The sequence below is a fragment of the Pirellulales bacterium genome, assembly GCA_035499655.1.
Lineage (GTDB): Bacteria > Planctomycetota > Planctomycetia > Pirellulales > JADZDJ01 > DATJYL01.
In genome coordinates, this window is sequence record DATJYL010000056.1 from 1 (window position 1) to 22837 (window position 22837).

At 55.6% G+C, this 22837-nt stretch carries 10 protein-coding genes; 6 read left to right on the forward strand and 4 right to left on the reverse strand.

Annotation, left to right across the window (positions count from 1 at the left end):
* Positions 1-518: 518 nt before the first annotated feature.
* Together VMJ32_03690 and VMJ32_03695 are read left to right on the forward strand one after the other, a co-directional pair.
* On the forward strand, positions 519-1154 hold the full coding sequence (locus tag VMJ32_03690; protein HTQ38102.1) for a phosphatase PAP2 family protein: 636 nt from the start codon (positions 519-521) through the stop codon (positions 1152-1154).
* 439 nt (positions 1155-1593) lie between these two features.
* Positions 1594-2880: a hypothetical protein gene (locus VMJ32_03695; protein ID HTQ38103.1), complete on the forward strand. Its 1287-nt coding sequence runs from the start codon at positions 1594-1596 to the stop codon at positions 2878-2880.
* 147 nt (positions 2881-3027) lie between these two features.
* Here the strand turns inward: VMJ32_03695 and VMJ32_03700 are convergent, their stop codons facing one another.
* Together VMJ32_03700 and VMJ32_03705 are read right to left on the reverse strand one after the other, a co-directional pair.
* Positions 3028-9636, reverse strand: coding sequence for an autotransporter-associated beta strand repeat-containing protein (locus tag VMJ32_03700; GenBank protein HTQ38104.1), 6609 nt, complete (start codon positions 9634-9636; stop codon positions 3028-3030).
* Positions 9637-10310: 674 nt separating this feature from the next.
* Positions 10311-11663 carry a PEP-CTERM sorting domain-containing protein gene (locus VMJ32_03705; protein ID HTQ38105.1) on the reverse strand — a complete coding sequence of 451 codons (1353 nt, stop codon included), beginning with the start codon at positions 11661-11663 and terminating at the stop codon, positions 10311-10313.
* A gap of 782 nt (positions 11664-12445) precedes the next feature.
* Between VMJ32_03705 and VMJ32_03710 the strand changes: the two genes are divergently transcribed.
* Both VMJ32_03710 and VMJ32_03715 read left to right on the forward strand, forming a co-directional pair.
* Positions 12446-16567 (forward strand): secretin N-terminal domain-containing protein, encoded by a 4122-nt coding sequence (locus VMJ32_03710; GenBank protein HTQ38106.1) that lies wholly within the window; start codon positions 12446-12448, stop codon positions 16565-16567.
* A gap of 398 nt (positions 16568-16965) precedes the next feature.
* Positions 16966-18108, forward strand: coding sequence for a glycosyltransferase (locus VMJ32_03715; GenBank protein HTQ38107.1), 1143 nt, complete (start codon positions 16966-16968; stop codon positions 18106-18108).
* 95 nt (positions 18109-18203) lie between these two features.
* Here VMJ32_03715 and VMJ32_03720 read toward each other — a convergent pair whose 3' ends face one another.
* Complete coding sequence (locus VMJ32_03720) at positions 18204-19211, reverse strand: hypothetical protein (protein ID HTQ38108.1); 1008 nt, start codon at positions 19209-19211, stop codon at positions 18204-18206.
* Positions 19151-19675 carry a hypothetical protein gene (locus tag VMJ32_03725; protein ID HTQ38109.1) on the reverse strand — a complete coding sequence of 175 codons (525 nt, stop codon included), beginning with the start codon at positions 19673-19675 and terminating at the stop codon, positions 19151-19153. The genes VMJ32_03720 and VMJ32_03725 overlap by 61 nt, the downstream gene beginning before the upstream one ends.
* A 379-nt stretch (positions 19676-20054) precedes the next feature.
* On the opposite strand from VMJ32_03725, the gene VMJ32_03730 reads away from it, so the two are divergent.
* Both VMJ32_03730 and VMJ32_03735 read left to right on the forward strand, forming a co-directional pair.
* The gene (locus VMJ32_03730; protein HTQ38110.1) at positions 20055-20801 is read left to right on the forward strand and encodes a hypothetical protein; all 747 of its coding nucleotides are present in this window, start codon (positions 20055-20057) and stop codon (positions 20799-20801) included.
* Between the two features lie 316 nt (positions 20802-21117).
* Complete coding sequence (locus tag VMJ32_03735) at positions 21118-22830, forward strand: ATPase, T2SS/T4P/T4SS family (GenBank protein ID HTQ38111.1); 1713 nt, start codon at positions 21118-21120, stop codon at positions 22828-22830.
* The last annotated feature ends 7 nt before the right edge of the window (positions 22831-22837 follow it).

A 22837-nucleotide genomic window follows, 5' to 3' on the forward strand; every position in this document is an offset into this window, starting at 1 on the left:
AACTCAAAACTTTGAGTGACAAACAAAATGCGTGCGGGTTTTACGGGCATCGTTGGCGAATTTTCGGCCCCCGCCAAATTGCTGTCGGTAGTGAATAAGGCCACCGCCAGCGCTGCGATGACCAGCGCCAAGCGCGGCAAACGAGATAGCAACATTTTGCGGACTCCCCTTAATCGATTGTTTCTTTGCTGCCCACTCGGCCCACAACGGCATCGTAGCAGCATGATTCTGTAAGTTCAACTACGCCAGTAAGTTGGGCGGAGTTCAAATGAGGCTGCCGGATAATTAGAGACGCCATTTTGACATATGCTCAGAGCAGCAGACGCGTTATTCTTCGCCTGCGATGTTTGATTGGGCAAGCCCTTTCTCGCGTGAGCTACTGCCACCTTCGTGAAAAATGGTTTTGAGTGATGAGTGTATCCACGGAAAGCAATCACCCCACCGCCAAGAAGGCTCCAACGCCTTGGCATCGATTGGTTGGTGCAGCACCAAGCCGGACAACGACCAACCGAGTTGCGATGCGGCGCCTTGCTGCACCTGGATTTTTCACCGTGCTGGGATTTGCGGCGCTGGCAATCGATCTTCCACTGGCACGATGGATTAGCACGCAACCCCTTCCAGGCTTTTTGGAAAAGACTTGCGGTCTAGCCGAAGTGTTTGGCCACGGTCTGGGGGTGGCCGCAATTTTGGTTACGGTGTGGGTCTTGGGACCTCATCTGCGCAGCCGCTTGCCACGGGTCATTTGTTGTGCGTTTTTGGCAGGACTTATCGCAGACGGCATGAAATTACTGTTGTCACGAAGCCGACCATACAAAACCGATTTTGCTTCGATAACCAGCGTGTGGGAAACTTTCCAGCACTGGTTTCCATTTGTTTCCGCCGGCAGTGGGCAACAAAGCTTTCTCTCGGCGCACACCGCCACAGCCGTTGGATTGGCGCTGGGACTTTCGTGGCTTTTGCCCCGGGGCAAGTGGCTGTTTGCTTTTTTTGCTCTGCTCGTTGCATTGCAGCGGATAGCAGGGACAGATCACTTTGCCAGCGATACGCTATGGGGCGCAGCCTTAGGCTGGCTGGTGGCCGCTGCATTCTTACCCGGCGGGTGGCTAGCGGCGCGATTCGATCGGCTGGAACACCCATTGTCTGCTGCTTGGTGAATCCATTGCGAGCCGGGATGTGTCGGATAGCGATGATTGGCGATCGTCTCGGCTGATTGCCAGTGGTACATTTCCGCGTCGCTCAAGCCAGGCGGCAATCCGCATTTTTCTACGTCGATTTCAAAACGTCGACATCCTCGTGCGTTGGCCGTTTCTTCTGGCGCGTGTTAAGCTGCACAAAAGGCCTTGGGTTTGCGGATTCCGTTGAGTTTTCTGGCCGCCGTAACTTGCTATCCAGCAATCGCTTAGCAGCAAAATACTAGTTTAGGAATTGGCGCGGAAAATCCGACAATTCCATTGCCTCCAAACCGATAACCAATGATGAGTGTAGCGGACATGCAGGTGTTGCCGGTCGACTCCGCCCCGATCCGGTAGCCGCCAGCCACTCTTCACCATCACCTAATTTAAGACGCGCGGTATCTCGAAGGAGTGAGAAAACATGGCACGGAAGCCTATCCATTGGATTTTGCGAGCGGCACTGGGCTTGGCTCTGCCGGTCCTCTCGACCGCTATTGCGGACGAAATGCCCTCGATCGCGATCAACCCGCCCAGCGCCAGCGATTCAGGCGTTCAGCACGCGGTGGCCACGGAGGCTGCCCCACCGGCCGTCAGCAACAGTCCGACCGAGGCCGCGCCCCTGAACGCAGACGACAAAGCATCAGGAAGTGATACGGAAAACGGCATCGAAGTGATTCGGGAACGCTACCCCGATTCGACGGTCAAAGTTGAGCGGCACGTCACCCAAGACTCTGAAGGCAACTACTACAATCACGGTCTGTGGACCGAATGGGACGAAAAAGGCCGTTTAGTCGGCAGCGGTGAATATCGCTACGGAAAACGCCAGGGGCGCTGGCTCCGCTGGTACGGACAATCGGAAGCGCCGATGTTCGGTGGCCCGCTGTACAAGGATTTTCAACCGCCGTTTGTCGGAGAAGCCACCTTTGAAGACGGCGTGCTTAACGGCACCTGGAAGATATTCGATTCCAAGAACCGCAAGGTCAGCGAATGGGAATTCGACCACGGCGAACGCACCGGCAAAAGCGTGTGGTATTATCCCACTGGCCAAAAGCACCGTGAGGTAGATTATCGCCAAGGCGAAATCGACGGCGAAGTGTTGGAATGGGGACCAGATTACAAATTGGCCTCGCGTGAGAAATATGTCGACGGTCGACGCCTGGCGGAGCAGGACGATTATTATTCGCCGGGGCAAAAACGCGCCGAGGGTTGGATTTTATACGCCAAGGAAGTCACGAAATCGAACTACGATTTTTGGAATGGCGTAGCTTCGACCCAGGTAGTCGGCACCGAAGGTGCGAATCAGCGCCATGGTTTGTGGACCTGGTGGCACAAAAACGGCCAGAAACAAATGGAAGGCCGCTACGAAGCCGACCAGCCCGTGGGTAAATTCACCTGGTGGTATCCCAACGGCCAAAAGCAATTGGAAGGGGAGTACTTGGCCGGCAAGCAACAAGGCAAATTTACTTGGTGGCACCCCACCGGCCAGAAGCAGTTGGAAGGCTCCTACGTAGCCGGAGTGCTTACCGGCAAGTGGACCCGTTGGAATGCCGAAGGACATGTGGTCGAGGTCGGCGATTACACCGCCGATGGCAAACAGTTGGCCCAGGAACCTCGCCCGCTGCCCAACGCCGACGAAAGCTCCGCTACTCCCAACTTGGAGGCCGAGCAACCGTCGAACTTGGAATCATCTTCACGGCTGAAACGCTAGGCGGGTTGCGTTGGAGCCATTGTGCAAACGCCGTCAAAGCAAGTCGTTTTCAAAACAAAAAGCCCAGGGGGTTATCCCCCTGGGCTTTTTCACTTGCAAAGTTAACTGTTGGAAAAGAACTCTTTCATCACGAACACCATAAGTTCGTTATGCAGGTTTTCTGCGGCGACGTGAGGCTACCCATACCGCCGGCAGTGCCAAGCCAAACAGAACCAACGAACTCGGTTCTGGAACACCCGCAGTGTTGCCGTGGCCACCGTTGAGATAGCCTATGAATGATTGCAGGTCGGCGTAGTTGACTAATCCGTCACCGTTGATATCCATGATGTCTTGCACATCTGCAAAATCGTAACCGTTCGTCGATTCATAGCCTGCTAGGTTCGCCAAAGCCTGTTCGAACGGCAGAATCTGGTTGGCATCGACATGCGGATAACTAGGGTTGACTTCGCCCAAGATGAGGTGGGTCGAGGAGTTAAGCGGTACAATTTCGCCGCTGCTCCCCACGAATTTCGCTCCGGTTAAGTAGCCGTTAAAGTGGACGTCAGCCAGTTGACCGGCACTCAAGCCGCTGCTGCTTCCAAACAACACTTGGTCCTGGCCACCGCCACCGGCGAGTCCAACCCAATCTTTAATCCGTAGAATACTGCTCCAAGCAACTAGATGGCTGTCCGCAAATTGGAGATGATCCGACGCATCTTGGGTAGTACCAAAGTCCAACGCCGAGTTCGTCCCCTGAACTTGCAGGGTGCTCAGCGATTGGTTGTGTCCACCCGAGGACAGCGTACCACCGTTAAGTACGATTGCCGATTGGTTGGAAATGGCATTCACAATTCCCATGGCCAGGGTACCCTGGTTGACGGTAGTTGGGCCGTTGTATGTGGAGGAGAGGTCCGGGCCAGGATCGCCCAGCGTAAGAGTTCCCAGGCCGCTCTTGGTTAAGCCATCGTCCAAGCCGGCACCCAAAGTTGGATCGTGAATCAGCGGTGCGACAATTGTGATCGCAAAACCATTGGTATTAATCTTGGCGCCGAGAGCCTGAACGACGGGCCCCTGCTGATTGAAGGAAGCATTCGTACTACCTGTATTGAGGACCGGAATAAAATTGGTTGTAGACTCACCTGCAACAATAGTTCCACCATTCAAATTGAACGCAGTCCCGCCGGTTGACAAGCTAGTCCCAGGAGTTTGCGTAAAGTCGCCAACATTCAACGTACCGCCGTTTAATTGAAGCGTGGTTACCGAGGTGCCCCCTTCCCCATTGAGCTCAAAACCACCAGGCGCCCCACTCAACGCAAGAGTTACAGCAGCATTGTCCTGTACCGTAAAAATAGATGACGTCGTCGTGGCGCCACCTGCCGCAAGAATAATCGCTGGAACAGTCATCGTCGAATTATTTTTAACCGTGAACGTTGTCGAGTTTCCAGCGCTTCGACCAACCCACAGCGTCTCGCTTGTGGTAACGTTAAACTGACCAGTACCAGCAACAACAAAATCACCACGTTCCAAATCGAAGAAGCTGAGCGGCGCGAAATTTGCAATGCCGGTAAAAGTAACCGAAGTAGTTGTATCGCCTGCAACACCGCCGGCAACTAATCTTAATTGCGCACTGGACGTGATGCCGGTCGTTGTAATATTACCGCTGATTGTTGGATTCGATCCTGCGACAACATCCAACGAGTCATTGATGTTCGAGCCATTTGGGGCAAAATTGACATTCGCAGCCACATTGATGTTGCCGGACAATTGCAACACACCATTCGTGGTTGGATTCGTGTGGACTTGGATTGTTGTTCCGGCCGCGACGGCGGTGCTGCTGGTCAGCGTTAAAATGCCGCCATTGATGGTAGTGTTACCGCTATAGGTATTGATTCCTGAGAGCGTAAGATTTCCAGTACCAGCCAAGGTCAGCGCAACGGTCCCACCGGAGGGTCCGGCGGTGTTTTGGATATTACCAGAGAATGCGGTAGTTGTAGTCTGGTTGTCCGTTAATACTGAAGCAGTAGTCGAGCTAACATTATCGATGGTGCCACTGCCGCTAAGCGAATTGACGGAAGGACTAGCCCCATTCAAATCCAAAATGCCGCTGGTCATAGTCAGATTACCCGTACCAATATTACTGCCGCTGCCAATCTGAAGGGTTCCTGAATTAATTGTGGTGGACCAAGCGCCGCTGTTTGCGCCGCTTAGCGTGGTCATGCCACCGCCGGATTGAATGAACGTTCCGCCTCCGGTAATCGAATTCGTAACGTTATAGGCGTTGGGCCGATTTACTGTCAGCGTGCCGTTCAATGCGACGCTTCCAGTTCCCAGCGAGGCAGTTGTCGATGTGCCGTTGCCAATTTGCAAGGCATTGTTCAAGTCAATGGAAGTATTCGCATAGGAGTTTGCGCTGGTGAAAATAACATTGCCAGCTCCATTACTAACGGACACGTTGTAACTGCCGCCGCTGATGCTGCCCGTGCTGCCGCTACTGTTTCCAATGGTGAGCGTATCCGTCGGATTGGTAGCCGTCAGGGTAACGTTATCGGCCAAGGTGACGTTCGCAGTGATGGCATGATTGCCATTGGTGACAACAACGGAAGCTCCATGGGTGTTGTTATTGAGCGTTAGCGTACCGGCCGGACTGCCCGGATCGATCGAAAACTGCGCGGCTGTGTCATTGAAAGTAACCGAACCTGCCGTCCTAGCGCCATTCAGGGCGATGCTGGTGGCTCCCGAGGCTGCGGAGTTGGTCGAGTTAAATGAAACCGAATCGCCTGGATTACCGGGCGCAGTCCCTTGATCCCAGTTCGTGCCAGTTTGCCAGTTCTCACCGGAACTGTGAATCCAGTTGTAGATTGGCGTCAATCCACTGATTTGCAAAGTAATGTTAGTGCCACCGCCGCCGTCAGAGGACTCACCCCAGGTGTACATGGCTCCGCCTGCTGGATTATTGATGACGACATCGGAATTCAATGTTCCAAGCGAGGGCACTGTGCCGCTCTTAATGTCAAACAATGTAAATGTTCCATTAAGCGTATACTGACTCAACGAACCGCCCGCGTACAAATTCAGTTTCGTCCCACTGTTTAGATTCAGCCCATTGGTGGAAATGGTCTTATCGTTGGCGCCGCCCGAAAGATCTTCATTCAGAATAGAACCCGTGGCAAAAGTCAGGCCTCCTACGGTCAAAGTCCCGAAGCCACTAAAGCCATTGGCAGCCGGGATACCTGGAGAAAGTTGGCCGCCACTTTGAAGAGAAACGGCGCCGGTGATAAATCCTGCCGTGCCTCCGGCATTACCGCCGCCTAATATACCATTGCCCCCGACGGTGACTGCACCGGTGCCGGTAGCCGACGAGCCTGAAGCATTGCCGGCATACAAAGCACCATACACAACATTCGTGCCGCCGGTATAGGTATTGGCTCCGCTAAGCTGCACACCACCGCCAGTTAGGACCTGTGCATTGGCAGTGCCTGTTCCAGTTCCAGGAAGTTGGCCGATGACGCTTCCGTTTGCGCTGGAAGACGGCACACCGATGGTGAGCGGGCCAGACCCACTAACCACACCACTCACGGTCATGTAGTTGTTGGTTGCGGTCGTGGTGGCCGCAATTCCGCCTCCTGAGAGGCCAAGCACAACCGGCCGTTTATTGGCGCCTGCGTTATCCAATGTGTATGATCCGCTGGCAACATTTCCCACTAAAGTGCCGCCGTTCAAGTTCAATTGGGCACCGGTGGTAACAGTTCCCAAGCTTCCGTTAGAAAAGATTTCTGTGTATCCGCCGTTAAGATACGTTTGCCCCGTATAGGAGTTGGCAACAGAAGTCGGCATGACGACCGTACCCAAACCGGCGACAACATAAGCGCTGCCTGCAGTCTTACCATCGCCCAAGGCCGTATTGAATACCAAATTACCCAGAGTATTATTTTGCCAGAGCACCATCGAACCGGCGCTGGAGCTGCGCAAGCCCGGCTGAAGGTCGCCATTGGGTCCCGAGACGGTTACGTTAAATGCTCCGATATTCGGCGTAACTAAAACTCCTCCCGTGCTGACAACCCCCGTAAGTGTCCATGTAACGGCAGAAGTATTACCGGGGAGGTTGAAACGCACTGTGTTGGGATTGTCGGTATTGTGACTTCCCAAAGCTGCCGTGGACGCATCAACATTGCCCGCCAAAGTGGCGTTGCCGGTTTGTGGGTTATAGAAATTAGGAACCTGGCTGCCGCCGATAATGGTATACGGACTGGTTCCCAACGTTCCGTCAGTCAAGCTGGTGCTGGCCCAGTCATACAAACCGACCGTGGCGTAGGCTGCCGCATAGGAAGTGCCCGTGTTGTTAAAGGAAGTGAGGACGCCATTGCCATTGCCGGCGCCTGTCGCCGCAACTCCTGCAGTCGTCGTCTTAATAATTCCTGTAGCAGCAACGTTGCCGCCACCGTTAACGGTTGCTGGCCCATTAAACACCACGGTGGAGCCAGTGTTATAAGTTAGCGCGCCCAACGCCAAGATGGGCAAATTTCCCATTGAACCTGTCGTGGGGGCCACGGAGACAACCGAAGCGCCTGCATTGAGGGTTGTGCTGGCAAACGTTTGCGAGTTTCCTCCGCTAAAATCTTGATTACCATTGACGATCAGCGAACCGCCGCCCAAGGCGAGCTTCCCGCTGCTATTAACAATGTTGGAAGTTAGAGAACTGCTCGGGAAATCAAGGATCAACGAACCCCCGTTGGCTGCTACGGTTCCGCTGAACCCGCTAGCGTTTCTCAATAACAATGAGCCGGTTCCGCCGGTGCTCGCAACAGTGATTGTGCCGGTTCCGCTGAAAGTATTTGGATAAGTCTGGCTGTCACTGCGGTTGTAAATCAAGTTGGCACTGGGACCGATTGCCACATTGCCGCTCCCTAAAGATCCGCTTGTCCCTCCGTTGCCGATTTGCAAGCTGCCTCCCGAGACATCGGTAACCCCGGCATACGTATTAGAGCCAATTAGGGTCGCAAGTCCGCCGCCAAGTTTGGTCAGACTGCTGGTTCCGTTGTCAACAATCGCCGAACCAATCGTCAAGTTGCCGGCAGTGTTTTGTTGATTCAAAATCAATTCTCCGCCGGACGAGGCCTGCAGGTTGCCTCCGGTAATGACCGAGGAATTACTGCCTACCGCGCTGCTAACTAAAATGCCGCCGGAGGTGATGGTGTTTGTTCCGCTTAAGGTAACCGTATTGGCCGCAGCGGACCCAAAGCGCAGGCTGTTGGTGGTCGAGCTGGAAGTCGGACTGGAACTTGTTGTGACCGTCGTGTTATTCCCCGCGGACCACGTATCGTTGGTGTAGCTGCCAAGGACAGTGATTGCTCCCGCAATCGAGCCGTTACCGGCGCTGACAGCCCAATCGGTTCCGCCGACGGTGGCCCAGCCGCCCAGAATCGAACTGCCGGTATTGGCATTAATGGCGGTAATGCTGCCGGATGTCGGCAGGGTGAAATTGACGCCTGCTCCCGTATTCCGAGTAATGGTGTTCAAGGCCAAAACGCCGCTGCCGGCGACAGTGGCCGCTGTGCCAATATTGCCGCCGGTCAACGCCGTGAGAATTGTCCCGCCGGTAAAGCTATCGCCCGTTCCGGCAACGAACGTGCCGTTGCCGAGGTTCAATTGCGTAGCGCTAGTGGCCCCGGTAAGCGTCATGGTGCCGCCGGCAACGTTAAGCGTAGTGGCCGAGGAACTGGTTCCGGTCACAGTGAGCGTGCCGGCATTGATGGTCATTGTTGTGGCGCTGGAGTTTCCACCAATCGACAGCGAACCACCGTTCACGAGTACCGTAGATGCCGCCGCATTGCCGCTAACCGTCATCGTGCCGGCGTTAACGGTAATCGAACTTGAGGCCAAATTTCCCGTTACCGACAAAGAACCGGCGTTCACCGTCGTGGAGCCGGTGTAATCCTGATTTGCGTTCAGGGCTAGCGCGCCGCTGGTATTCTTGATTAAAGAGCCAATGCCACTGATGTCCCCGGTGTAGGTGCCGGTGTTGGTGGTCATGGTAATTGCAATGGTGTTGTTGTTGACATCCGCTAAGGAGATATTCCCGGCCCCACCTATTCCGCCGACCGTAAACGACGTGCTCGCCGCCGCGGTAGAATCGAATACCAGCCCCCCGTTAGTTGGATTAATAGTAACCGTTGTGGCTGCAACAGCGTTGGTGTTGGCGAGTTTCAGTATATTGGTGGCGCCAATCGTGGTAGCGCCCGTGTAAGTGTCCGCGGCGTCCAAGGTGAGCGTGCCGGTGCCGGTCAACGTGAGACCGCCGGCGCCGCTGACAACGGCGCCGGTGCCAAAGGTGATGTTGCCGCCCCCGGCGGTCATGTTGATCGTCTGCGCCGTCGTCGTCGACATGTTGAAGTTAATGGTCTGCAGGTTGGTGCTCAGGTTCGAAATGCCTGTGCCGGTGGGCGTTGCTTCCAAAACGTAAACATTTGTTGCCGTACCGGCATTGATGGTGTAAGCAACTGCGCCAGCATTGAACGTAATGCCCCCGAAGTTAACGGTGGTGGCCAAATCATTGGTGAGTAACGCGCCGGTATCGTTCTGGCTGCCGAAGAAAAAGAAATCGTTATTCGCCGGGTTTGTAGCAGGATTCCAACTGCCCGCCGTGCTCATAGTGGTTCCACCAGTGCCAGTCCAAGTGCGATTGGCTGCCTGCGCTGTGGAAACCAAAAACAATCCTGAAGCAGCAAGTCCAATGACGACCATCAGGACAATAGACTTTTTCGCAACCTGCGTATTCATAGTCGGCTCCAGTTTTTGGCAATCGTCAGTACAGTTAGTAGGAAATATTTCTCACGCTCTATAACACCATGCCTGCCGCATTCGTATCACGAATGCGATTTCAGGCGTTCTCGAATGTCATGTCATTCAACCAACGGATTTCTAAACAACTGACAAACTACAACCTTAGTTTATCCGCTCTGTGTGCTCTTTCCCCCGAGCGCACGTTAATTACAGATGGCGCTAAAAGACCAAAACCTGTTCCCCGAAACAGATTAAAATACCCCCCAAACGTGAAGATCAGCGCGCTCAATATAATTAGAAATTACAGACCAGTCAATCAAATATCCGATTTTTGGTAAAAGAACGAAAAAGAATCCACTAAGAGGCACTACTTCGAGCTCTGAGGTACGGCTCTGCGGTACTGCTTCCCTGGCGGCCGTTACCGCAGCTTTGCGATGAGCGCCTGCGACTTCCTTCGAAACCGAGCCTGAGCAGAACCCATCCGTGCCAAGCACAAGAAAACGTGGTCGGCTAATTTGAACTGCACAGGATGTAGCAAACGCCTTTACTCAGGCGTTTTCCCTGAGAAAAACGCCGAGCAGCTAAGGATCCCGGCGCGCCGGGAGGTCCACAAAACCAAGTTGCCCCCAGCAGTGCAATTCCTCGGAGATTTTCCCCTTTTTATGCTGGCATCAGCCCCGAACTGCGCGGCGGCGGTAGCCACCCAACAGGGTCAATCCGCTGATCGCCAGTAACACCACCGAGGCGGGCTCCGGAACGGGTTGCACGTTGTAAATCGCCACGTCGTTGCCGCCCGTCAGGCTGCTGCCACCCTGCGTACCGGTCCAGTTGGCCAGATACGTGATTTGGCCGGTGTAACCACCGCCAATATTGACCGTGCCCCCTTCGCTTGTGCCGTTGAACAAGGTCGAGAACGCGCCGGAGTCAGCCCGGCTCATAATGTAGTATACATCCGAAGGACTGGGCACGAAGCCGTTGATTACTGAAAGGCCAAGAACCGACGAACTGTTGAGTGCAACGCTGCCGGAAGCGTTGGTGAAGTTCAGTTGGTCGTAGTTAGACGAGGTATTGCCTGGTGTGTTTCCAGCAATTTCAATCGACAAACCGCCGGTCGATGAAAACGGTGCTGTTAATGAACTCACGTTCAAAACGCCCGGGCTGTCGCCCGGTGCGATCGTACCATTGACGTTGAAAGCGCCCGTTAACGTTGCGGTACCAGTGCCGCCGAGTATCGCGTTGGCAGCGACCGTGACCGCGGTCGCGGTCAAAGTGCTGTTCAGTTGCGCCGTACCGACATTGACGTTAAAGTTATTCGTGGTAATCGTGCCACCAAACACTTGTGTACCACTGCCGATTTTGGTAACGGCGTTACCCGAGCCACCTGACATGCTGATTGTGCCTGTATAGTTTCCATTGGCATTGTTGTCTCCAACGGTTAACGTTTTCGAGTTGCTTGTGGTCTTCGTAATGGCGCCACCGCCCGACAATCCGTTGATCTGAAGACTCGCGACGTTCAAGTTAAGTGTTCCGCCGCTATTTATGATGACATTTCCTGCGCCTGCACCATGCGGAAGTAAATTATCTGTATTCAAAACGCGCAGTTGGCCGCCGCTTTGGATAGTCGTATCACCATTGTAGGCCTTCGCAACGGTTTCAAACGTAACAAGTTCGTTCGACGAGCCACCACCGGTAATATTAACTCCCCATGTTTGCCCGGAAGCGGCGGTCAGAGTGTTATTGACGAGGAAGCTACTAGAAGTGTTGGTCGTATTGTTGAATGTGGCGGTAAACGATCCGCTAGAACCGTTGCCCAATTGAATGGGCGCGTCAATGACAAGCAGCCCGCTAGTGGCGGTCAAAGCCACCGTGCTTCCAGACGAGTCGGTAGAGGTTAAAATCAAAGTACCTGCCGGCGACCCAGCCTGAATATCAATTCCCTTGCCACCAGTTCCAGCTGCGACATTCACACCGCCGACCGTTTGACTCGTTGCATCTAGGGTTATTGCGTTGCCAGTGCCGGCCAACGTATTTGTGAATGTAGCCTCGTCGCTTGAGCCAGGTAAACTTGGATTGCTGCTCCAGTTGGCGCCATTATTCCAACTACCGGTTCCGGTGGGAACCCAATTCACCGTTGTAGCGCCGACCGTAGTTGAAAGCACAAACACAGCAGCCACTACGACAAAGTAAAACAAACCACTCGGCCAAGCTTTGGCACAGCGGCTGGCTTTGATATAGGGGGAGAGAAAAAAGACGCGAGGCGATGAAGCCGAGTTCATTGGCAAATCTCCAAAGACGCAAAGCGCAGACGTTTAAGCCAAATGGCAAGTACGTTTGCTCTTCTCTGCTCTCTGGAATCGCCACTCTCTGCACGCTCCTCGCGCAGAATTCAACGCTCTTCCTTGACCGGTACACCGCAGATAGCCTGCCTCAAGGCCGAATGATGCGGTTCCCCAAAAAACCCCAAACTGGACAAAATATAACCAGCAGCTCCGGCGCAGTCAACAAAATTGGATAAATTAGTATGAAAACATAAGCTCAATTCGGGCTGCTGCATTGGCATTGCTTTCTAAGTACCTCCTAGCCAGAATTTTATGAATTAATCGGCTGCGGCCGGGAATTGTTGTTTCCGTCGTAACTCTTGCTTAGTGGCGGGGTTAAATGGGTTGCCCCAGATAGTGTAAGCATGCTGGGTCAGTGGGAATTAACCGATTGTCAATATACTGGGGATAGGGATCCTTAATCTCCGCGAATCACGGCGGGCTCACCCTGAGCGTTTGCCATAAACCGCTAACAACACGGTGGCGTGATGCAACGGCATATTGTGTTTTGCACGATGGTGGGGTTGTGCGCTATGCTTTTAGCGCCCGTACTGCAGGCGGCCGACTCCACATTTGTGGGTGTCTTGTCCTTGGCCACTGAAGACTCGGTCGCCAAGCAATTGGGGCTTTCGGACGACGCCCGGGCTGCATTGGATCGGCTGATCAAGCAGCGCGAGGACGATGCGCTGGAATTGTCGCAACAGATTAAGGACCTGTCGCCTGATGAACGGGAAACGAAACTCGCCGCGTTCCGCAGCGAATCGGAGCAGATGGGGCTGAAATTATTGAGCGACGAACAGTGGAATCGCTTACAGCAGGTTCGCTTGGGGCGCGACGGATTGGCTTCGCTGGCCGACCCAAGCATTGCCAAACAACTCCAGCTTACGGCGGACCAGCAGACAAAAATCGCCGAGATCATGAAGGAGCGCGAAAAACAGTTGGCCAGGGCCACGCCACAACAACAGAAAAATTTATTGGCGTATTACGAACGGGCACTGGGCGATGTGATCACCCCGGAGCAACACACGAAGTGGGAATTATTGGCCGGCGGACCAAGCACCGATGCTGATGCCAAGCCGGCCGACAGCGTGGCGCAATCCACCGATGGCGCGGCGAAAACAAGTGACGGCTCGGCAAAGCCGACCGATAACGCTTCCAAAACCGCCGCCGATGCTGCGGCCGCACCGTCGAATTCCAGCGCGGCCAATTCGGCTGCGTCGAATGCCCCTGCACCCAATACTGCGGCGTCAAATCCCGCCAGTGCCGCACCAAATTCCGGCAATTCTGCGTCCAGTAGCGCTGGCAAAAGCTCCGGGAAAACCGCGGCTGCTCCAGCCGGTCTGAAACGGACCGACAACGGCAAAATCCTGTTCAACTTCCGCTATGCGCCCTGGAAAGACGTCCTGGAATTGTTCGCCGAAAAAGCCGATCTGTCGCTAGTGATGGATCAGCCGCCGCCGGGCACATTCAATTATCAGGACGATCGGGCGTACAGCATTGGCGATGCTATCGACGTGCTCAACAGCGTGTTGCTCACACGAGATTATACGCTGATTCGCCGCGACCGGATGCTGATGGTGGTGAGCCTGAAAGACGGCATTCCGCCGAATTTGATTCCCATGATTTCGCTCGACGAACTTGCGGACCGCGGCAAGTATGAGTTGGTTTGCGCGGCATTTCCCATCAACAATATGAGCATCGACGAGGCTACGCAAATCATTAAACCGCTGTTGAGCATGCAAGGCGCTTTGCAAGGCACCGTGGTGCCGCTGCCGCAGGCGCGCGAACTTTTAGTCACCGACACGGGCGGCAAGCTCCGCACCATCAAACAAATTTTGGATCGCAGCGAAAACCCGGACTTTGCCAATCGCGACGATTTGCGGCATTTCGAAATGCACTACGCGGCGCCCAATGATGTGCTGACCATCGCCAAACAACTGCTGAACGTTCCCAGCGACCAAAGCAGCAATTCCGCCGGCACCTTGCGGTTGATGCTGGAACCCGGCGGCAAGCGCATTCTCGCCAGCGGCCGACCGGAAATGATCGACCGCTTTGCGGAGATCGTCAAAATGTTGGATGTCGCCGGCAAAGGGGGCGAAGCCTACGCCGACGAGCAGTTGGAATTCGAAGTGTATCCGATCACTTCCGTCGATCCCAAGCTGGCCATGGCGGTCATGCAAACGCTGTTGGCCGGTCATCCCGACGTGCGGCTCAGCCAGGTCCCCGAAACCGGCACGCTGTTGGTGTTAGCGCGGCCCAGCGAGCATGCCACCATTCGGGCCACGCTGAATCAAATGCAAAACGAGGGAGAGAAAATCGATGTCATTCAATTGCGCGAGCTTGATCCGGAAAAAGCTGTGGTCGCCATCAACAAGTTGTTTTCCGGCGGCGATGAGAAAGCCGCCAGCAATGCGCCAAAAGTGGAAGCCGAAACCACGTTGCGACGCTTGCTGGTGCGCGGCTCCGATGCGCAAGTCGCCCAAATCAAAGCCATGGTCGCCAAGATGGAAGGCCCCGAAACTGATATTACCGGCGCCACGGATCGCGGCAATATCCGCATGATACAACTGACGGGTCGACAGGGCAGGGCGGCGCTGGAACAACTCCAGCAATTGTGGCCCGCTACCCATCAAAACTCCATTCACGTCATCACGCCCAGCGGCGGCTATCCGGAAATCCGACCCGGCAGCAGTAGCGGATCGGGCCTTTCACCTGGCGGCATCATCGACGAGCGCCGCCCGTCGCAAGCGCCTGCCGCTCCGGAGGAAACCCCCTCATCTTCGCAGTATGTTCCGAATGCTCCGCGCGGCGTCGCGGCTACTCCCAGTGCCAAATCTGCGCCGCTGTATCCCAGCTTCATCGCTCCGTCGGACGTCGCCAATAAAAACGCGGAACAGAATGCGGACCAGAACAAAGCCGGCCAGAATCAGCCGAAGCCAAGTAAAGCGGACGATAAATCGGACGGGCAAAAATTGAATGTCGTGCCACTGGACCGCACCACACATGCCAAAATCGTTCGTTTCCAATTCGTCGATTATCCTGCGACGGCAACGTCACAGGACGATGCGCAAGCAGGCCCGGCAATTACCGCTTCGAAGAAAACAAATTCAAGCGCGGCCACCCCGTCGATTGCAACTCAGCCGACCGCGAATGAATCGCCTGCAACGGCGCCAACAACAAATGCCTCGACGACCAATGTGGCGGCTACCGACTCGACTCCCGCCGGCTCAACGCCTGCCGCAACATCAAAAGCGTTGACCAAAGAGGCAACCCCAAAGACGACAACAGAAAAGGATCAAGCCGGCGGCGAGCAAGGCTCCACTTTGAAACTAAAAGACAGCGACAAAGCCAGCGTTCCCGGAGCGCCCATCGTGGTGGTCGTCGGCGCCAGCGGCGTGATGATTGCCTCGGAAGATAAAGACGCCCTGAACGATTTTGAAAAACTTCTTTCCGCGCTCGTCAGCAAGCAATTTCAAGGCCAACGCGAATACACCGTTTTCTATTTGAAGCACACGCATGCTTCCGTGGCTGCGGAACTATTGGGACAAATTTTCGGCGGCGGCACGATTTCCGGCGGAAGCGGCGGAGGAAATTTGGTCGGCGATTTTGCCCAACGAGCCATCGGCGGTTTTGGCGGCGGCTTGGTCGGAAGCTTGTTGGGCGGCGATGGCGACAATAACAACACGGCGCCTGCGGGCATGGTTTCGGGCGCGCGCGGCACTGGCGGACCGGTGGACATTGTGCCCGATACTCGATTGAACGCGCTGATCGTCCAAGCCAGCCCGGCCGATATCGACACGATTGATCAACTTCTGCGAGTTCTGGATCAGAACGACAGCCCCGAAGATGTTTCGCTTGTCACCCGGCCGCGAATGATTCCCGTATATAACACCACGGCAGATTCCGTAGCCGACGTCATCAAACAATTGTACGCCGACCGATTGAATGGGGCGGCAGGGCAACAGCGACAAATGAATCCGCAAGATTTCATCATGGCCATGCGCGGTGGCCGTGGTGGCCGCGGCAATCAAGGGGACCAACAAGAAGAATTACCCAAGATGAGCATCGGCGTCGACGAGCGAAACAATGCCCTGGTGGTGGACGCGGCCGATCCCCTCTTTAACGAAGTGAAGGAATTAGTCACCCAACTCGATCAACCTTCCACCGAAGAACGCGAAACCACGCGCTTGGTGACGCTGAAAGCCACGAGTCCGGAATCAATGAAAACCATGCTGCTTTCCGTTCTCGGCGATCAGGCCCACAGCAGCACCACCACCACGACTCCCAACGGCGGCTCTTCAACATCTCGAACCGCGAGCACAGGCAATCAACCTGGCGGATTCGGGCAAGGTCAGAATGGTTTTGGAGCGCTTCGCCAGCTGGGCGGATTCGGAGGCTTTGGAGGCTTCGGTGGTCCCGGCGGCGCTGGTGGCTTTGGTGGATTTGGCGGACCAGGCGGCTTTGGTGCCGGTGGCTTCGGCGGAGGAGGATTTGGCCGTGGAGGCGGCGGTGGGGGTTTTGGCCGCGGCGGTGGTGGAGGGGGTCCCGGAGGCGGTGGATTCGGCCGAGGGGGTGGCGGAGGCGGCGGTCCGCGGGGCGGCGGAAATTAGCTAATTCGCTGAAATCAACAAGTCAGCAATCTGTCGATTTTTCTCTCAAATTATTCCCTCAACGAATCATCGGCTGAACCATCTTCCATTCGCGGTGTGTTCACAAGCCTTTGGCTCACGCGAAAATACCACAACGGTCATCCGCAACTTCTCTGTCGGTCGATGCCAGAACGTGGCTCATTTAGATGGATCTCGCAGCCGGCCGATACGCTACAGGTATGCAAGACGCACTCTAAATTTCAAATTGCCTTGGCCAAAACAGAGCAAATCTCAGATAATGGCCGCGCGATCTCAATGGCAACCTCGACACGCAGCCCAATACACCTCGGCTGCCAAAAGTTTGAAATGACGTCGTGCTCGCCTGTCAGTTATTCCGGCCAAAGAGTTGAAATCGAGCCGTGTCCTCGAATCTGAAAACAACACGCATTTCCATCGTTCAACCATTGTTGAATGAAAGTTCCGAAACTTTTTTGCGGGCCCACGCCGAGCGACTGCCGGCCGACGTGCAAGTGATCCATTACACGGGCGGCGTGCCGCAGGTGGAAAATCAACCGCTCCAATCGCAAGCCAGGGTTAGCCAAATTTGGCGCAAAACCTGCCGCACGGTGATGCTGCGACCACGAACATGGAAACTGACCCCTGGCATTCTCCAAGGGATCCGTCGCCATCGTTCGCAAGCCGTTCTGGCCGAATATGGTCCGGCAGGAGTCGCGGCGTTAGACGCCTGTCGCATCGCCGGCATACCGTTGATAGTGCATTTTCACGGCTATGACACCTCGATCAAGAAAATTTTGCGCAAGTATGCCGCCAAGTACCGGCGATTATTCAGGCAAGCAGCGGCGGTGATCGCCGTCTCTCGACCCATGCGCGAGCGGTTGGTCGGCATGGGAGCCGATCCGGCAAAAACACATCTGATCGTGTACGGCGTCGATTGCAGAATGTTTGCCGGTGCGTCGCCCGCCCAAAGCGATCCACGTTTTGTCGCCGTGGGTCGATTTGTCGAGAAAAAAAGTCCCCATTCCACCCTGTTAGCCTTTGCCGAAGTCCGGCGAAAAATTCCGGCCGCTCGATTGCGGATGATCGGCGAGGGACCGCTGCTGGAATCTTGCAAAATGTTAGCCGGCGAGTTGGAACTGGCTGGCTGTGTCGATTTCCTCGGAGCTCGATCCCAAGAGGTCGTAAGTCGCGAAATGCAACAGGCACGCGCTTTCGTGCAGCATTCTGTCGAAGCTCCCGACGGCGATTGCGAAGGGACGCCTGTCTCGATCATCGAAGCAGGGGCCGCCGGATTGCCCGTCGTGGCGACACGTCATGGGGGAATTCCCGACGTCGTCGAAGATGGTCGCACAGGCTTTCTGGTCGACGAACTTGATGTCGCCGGAATGGCCCAGCGAATGATCCAATTAGCGGAAAATCAAGAACTTGCCGGCCGAATGGGACAGGCCGCCCGGCAGCGCATCGCCGCAAATTTTTCCATGGAGCAAAGCATCGGCTGCCTGTGGTCGATGATTCTATCCACGCTGCCTCATCGACATACCTGAAAACAACCGCCATCTCAAAACCACGGCCATCGCTGCAGCCAGCGGAAGAATCATCGCTACCTTGCAGCCACCGCGCAACCGCACGTCCCATCAACTTACTTCTTGGGCGGTGAAACTTTGAGGACTTCGTCCGGCGTGATAAAACCGTCGCCGTTGAGGTCATATTTGGCAAACTCGGCGAGCTTGCTTTCGGTCCAGGTCGAAGCAAATTCGTGCATGCTCACTTGCCCGTCGCCATCGGCATCGTCCTGGGCAAACCAATCGGGCAAGCCCTCCGGCAGCCGTTCCTTGGGCGTAAGATAGTGTTTTCCCGTGGCTGTGGAACCGCTGGAAGGCCCGGGGCCGTTATCTCGCCGGCCACCCAATCCGCGACTGCCGCCCGGATTGCCCCCTGCCGCATCGGCGGTCGCCGTAGAGCCGGAAGATGAAGTCCGACTGGCGCCTGCCCCGGACGAACCGGAACTATCGGATCGTGAAGCCATAGAAGCGCTATCATCATGGTTCCAATTCTTCAAGGTTTCAACAATTTCGTCCAGAGTGACTTTGCCGTCGTGATTGCGGTCATACCGCTCGCCATTGCTCATTTGCGACCATTCTTCTTTTTCCAACACGCCATCGCCATTTTTGTCGTATTGCTTCATCATGCTGGCGGCGTAGCCGCGAATTTTTGCGTCGTCCGTTGCTCCGCTGGAACTAGAAGCGCTCGACGAACTGCCGCCAGCAGGGGCACTTGTGGAACTGCTGGATGCGCCGCCTGAGGAAGCAGTGGCGACTTGACTGTCGCCGGTGAAAGATGCGGTCGCCAAGACCAAATCTTCACCGAAGCCGGGCACGGAAGGAGCATCCACCGATTCGCCAAAGGGGGGAACCAGCGGCGGCGTATTATCTTCCTCTTTGTTCTCGCGCGAGGCATCGCCCGAATTTGCGACATTTCCCGGACTTCCTTCGCCGCCCCGGTTGAAGCGTCCACCGCCTCCACCTTGGTTGCGCATTTGATCAAAGGCGGCCGTGGCCTTCTCGATGGAAATGGGTCCATCCGTGTTCAGACCGGCGCGTTGCAGCATGAATCGGGCGCGATCGTTGAGTTCGCTCGGTTCGAGCATGCCGTTTCCGTTGGTGTCCAAGCGCCGCAGCATGTCGCCGACATTTGCGCCACCGCCGCCGAATCCACCTCCTCCAAAGCCGCCACCACCGAACCCGCCGCCAGGACCGCCGAATCCACCGCCGCCAAAGCCGCCACCCCCAAATCCGCCTCCACCAAAGCCACCCCCAGGACCACCAAATCCGCCACCGCCAAAGCCACCCCCAGGGCCACCGAAACCGCCACCGCCAAAGCCACCACCGCCTCTGCGGCCAAAACCACCGCCGCCCATACCGCCCATACCATCGCCGAATCCACCCCCGCCAAAGCCTCCGCCACCAAATCCTCCACCCCCTGGACCGCCGAAGCCGCCCCCACCGAACCCGCCTCCGCCACGACCCCCTCGACGTCCAAAGCCACCTTGCCCTTGTCCATCGCCGCCTCCGTCGTCCCGTTGTGCGAAACGACCACCCCGAGCCGCTCCACCGGAAGAGTCGCCGGAATCCTGGGCTAGGACGTATTTTGCCGTCCCGGCCGAGGCGGTAACTACCAGCACGATGAAAATGCGGTTAAAGCTGAGCATCGTAGTTCGATTGTAACCCCAAAGTATAAAACCACCTAACGGCATTTTTTGTTCCGCGAGATTGCACCAAATCGGGTGAAATTCGTATGCTGAAAGCCAGAACCTAGCCGGGCTCGACGGGGTTTAAGTGATTGCTCGCTAGTGTGGGTGGGCGGCTGGAGTTACGTGCGGCGAAGGAGCTTGATTTTTCGCGCTGTGCAACAAGGACCTAAAGTCTGCAATCCAGCCAATTTGAAAGGTCGTGGGAGGTTTCTCAAAAATACCCAGTGGAGGAGTTTCGTCATGAGAATTTGTTTAAGTTGTCTGAAGGTTTGTGTGGCAGTGGCGGCGTTAGCGATTGCTGCGGACGCGCTAGCACAAGCAGGCGGAGGAGGTGGTGGTCGTAGAGGCGGATTCGGTGGACGTGGCGGTGGTTTTAGCCCCCTGATGCTGTTGCAGGCCGAACCGGTTCAGAAAGAATTGGAATTATCGGACGATCAGAAAACGCAAGTGACTAAGTTGGCCGATGATGCACGGCAAGCATTCGCGGGCGGCGGCGGGCCCCCGACAGCGGAAGAAATGCAACAGCGCCGAGACGATCAGCAAAAGAAAATCGACGCCATTTTGCTGCCGAATCAGCAGGAACGGCTGCAGGAAATTCTGCTTCAATTGCAAGGCGCCCAAGCCCTTTCGGATCCCAAAGTGGCCGAGAAGCTGCAGTTGACCGATGATCAGAAAACCCAGCTCCAACAGTTGGCCGACGATTACCGCCAAAAAAATCGGGATTTGCGCCAAGGTGGTGGGCGGCCAGACCCAGATGCCGTAGCCAAGTTGCGAACTGAACAAACCGACAAAGCCATGGCGATTTTAACCGCCGATCAAAAAGATCAGTTCACCAAGATGGAAGGAGCAAAAATTGACATTGATCCCGCTACCATCATGCGCGGCGCCTTCGGTGGCCGTGGCGGCCGTAACCGCGGCAACGGCGGAAATGGCAATGGTGGGGGTAATGGCAATGGCGGAAAAGGCACCGGCCAGCCGGATGCTTAACTTCGCCAAAATTGGGCAATCGTTCGGCTGAATTCGTATCCGAAATAGCCCAATGCAACAACGAGGTAAGATAGGACTTTCACCGCGCCGCCCAAGATGCGAAAATGGTCACATGAGTTGGCTATTTTCGCATTGGGGTTGGCGCTTGGTTTGCCTGTTTAGCATTCGTTGCCGAAAATGCCATTCTTTGGCTTTCGATGGTGTTGAAACAGGACCCGAGGCCGGCTGGGTATAATGTAGGTTTGTGGCCTTCAGCCTTGGCTGCGTGACGGTTCCCTCCGCATTCCGCCCTCCTTTTCCTTTCGCGTGTAAATTCATGGATGCTGCAGATATTCTTGTTCGGCGCGGATTGTTGACGGAACGTCAATTGGCGGAAGTGCGCGCCGCCCAGAACAACGGCACTCAACTGGAACAACTTGCCGTGCAAATGGGTTATTGCACGGAAGAGGCGGTCCTTAAAGCGCTGGGTGCGGAAGTCGGGCTCGATTACATCGATTTGGCGGAAACCCCCGTCGACTTGTCGCTCTTGAAAGATTTTCCTCCCAAGTTGCTCCATCGCCAGGCGCTGTTTCCGGTGCGCCGCGAAAACGGCAGCCTGGTGGTTGCCACAGCCGATCCGTTCGATTTGTACCCGCTGGACGAACTCAGCGCTTCGACCGGTTTAACCGTCGTGCCCGTCCTGGCCAGCCGCGCGGAAATTTCCAAGCTCATCAAAACCCATTTGGGCGTGGGCAGTGAAACCGTCAGCAGCTTGGTGTCGCAAAGCGACGACAACGTAGAACTGCTGGGCGAAATTGAAACCGACGGCTCCGAGCTGTCCGAAATGGCGCAGGAGGCCAGCGTCATTCGGCTGGTCAACGAAATTTTGCTGGAAGCCATCGAAACCAGGGCCAGCGACGTGCACATCGAGCCGCAAGCCCATGGGCTGTGGATTCGTTACCGCATCGACGGCCTGTTGCATCCGCAGCCGGTGCCGCCGGAAATCACGCGCTTTCAAGCGGCCATTCTTAGCCGGTTGAAGATTATGGCGCGGTTAAACATCGCTGAAAAACGGCTACCGCAAGATGGCCGCATCAAGCTGCGCGTCCGAGGACGGGAAATTGACGTGCGCGTGTCCGTGATCCCCATGATTCACGGCGAAGGCATCGTCATGCGCATCCTCGACAAAGGCGCTATGGAGTTCAAACTCCAAAAGCTGGGCATGGAGGACGATTTATACAAAACCTTCCACGAACTCATCACGTTGCCGCACGGCATTGTTTTGGTGACTGGCCCAACCGGCTCGGGAAAAACCACCACGCTGTATAGCGCGCTGCTGGAAATCCGCAGCGATGACACCAAAATCATCACCACCGAAGACCCGGTCGAATATCAGCTCGACGGCATCAACCAGATTCAAGTGCATACCAAAATCGGTTTGACCTTCGGGGCCTCGCTGCGGAGCATTTTGCGTCACGATCCGGATATTGTTCTGGTCGGCGAAATTCGAGACCAGGAAACGGCGGAGAATGCCATTCAAGCGTCTCTGACAGGTCACTTGGTCTTTAGCACGCTGCACACCAATGACGCGGCCGGCGCTTACACCCGCATGATCGACATGGGCGTGGAGCCATTTCTCGTGGCCAGCACAGTGGAAGGCGTCATGGCCCAACGGCTGGTCCGCCGTTTGTGCCCGCAGTGCAAGGAAGCCTTCGTCCCCATCGAAACCGATTTGCCTTCCGATTTCCCCCGAGACAAACTAAAGGAGATCGGCGGAAAGTTGTATCGCGCGCGCGGATGTCGTGCCTGCCGCAACTTCGGCTATTCCGGCCGAATGGGTATTTACGAGCTGTTAATCACCACCAATAAAATCCGCCAATTAGCTCACGACCGAGCCAGCACCTGGGCCATTACCGAGGCCGCCGTGGCCGACGGAATGACAACGTTGCGGCAAGACGGTTGGCGAAAAGTCCTTTCCGGCCGCACCACGATTGACGAAGTGGCCCAGGCCACTAAGGGCGATATTTCCACGTTCAAACTCAAACATTGAAAATGCC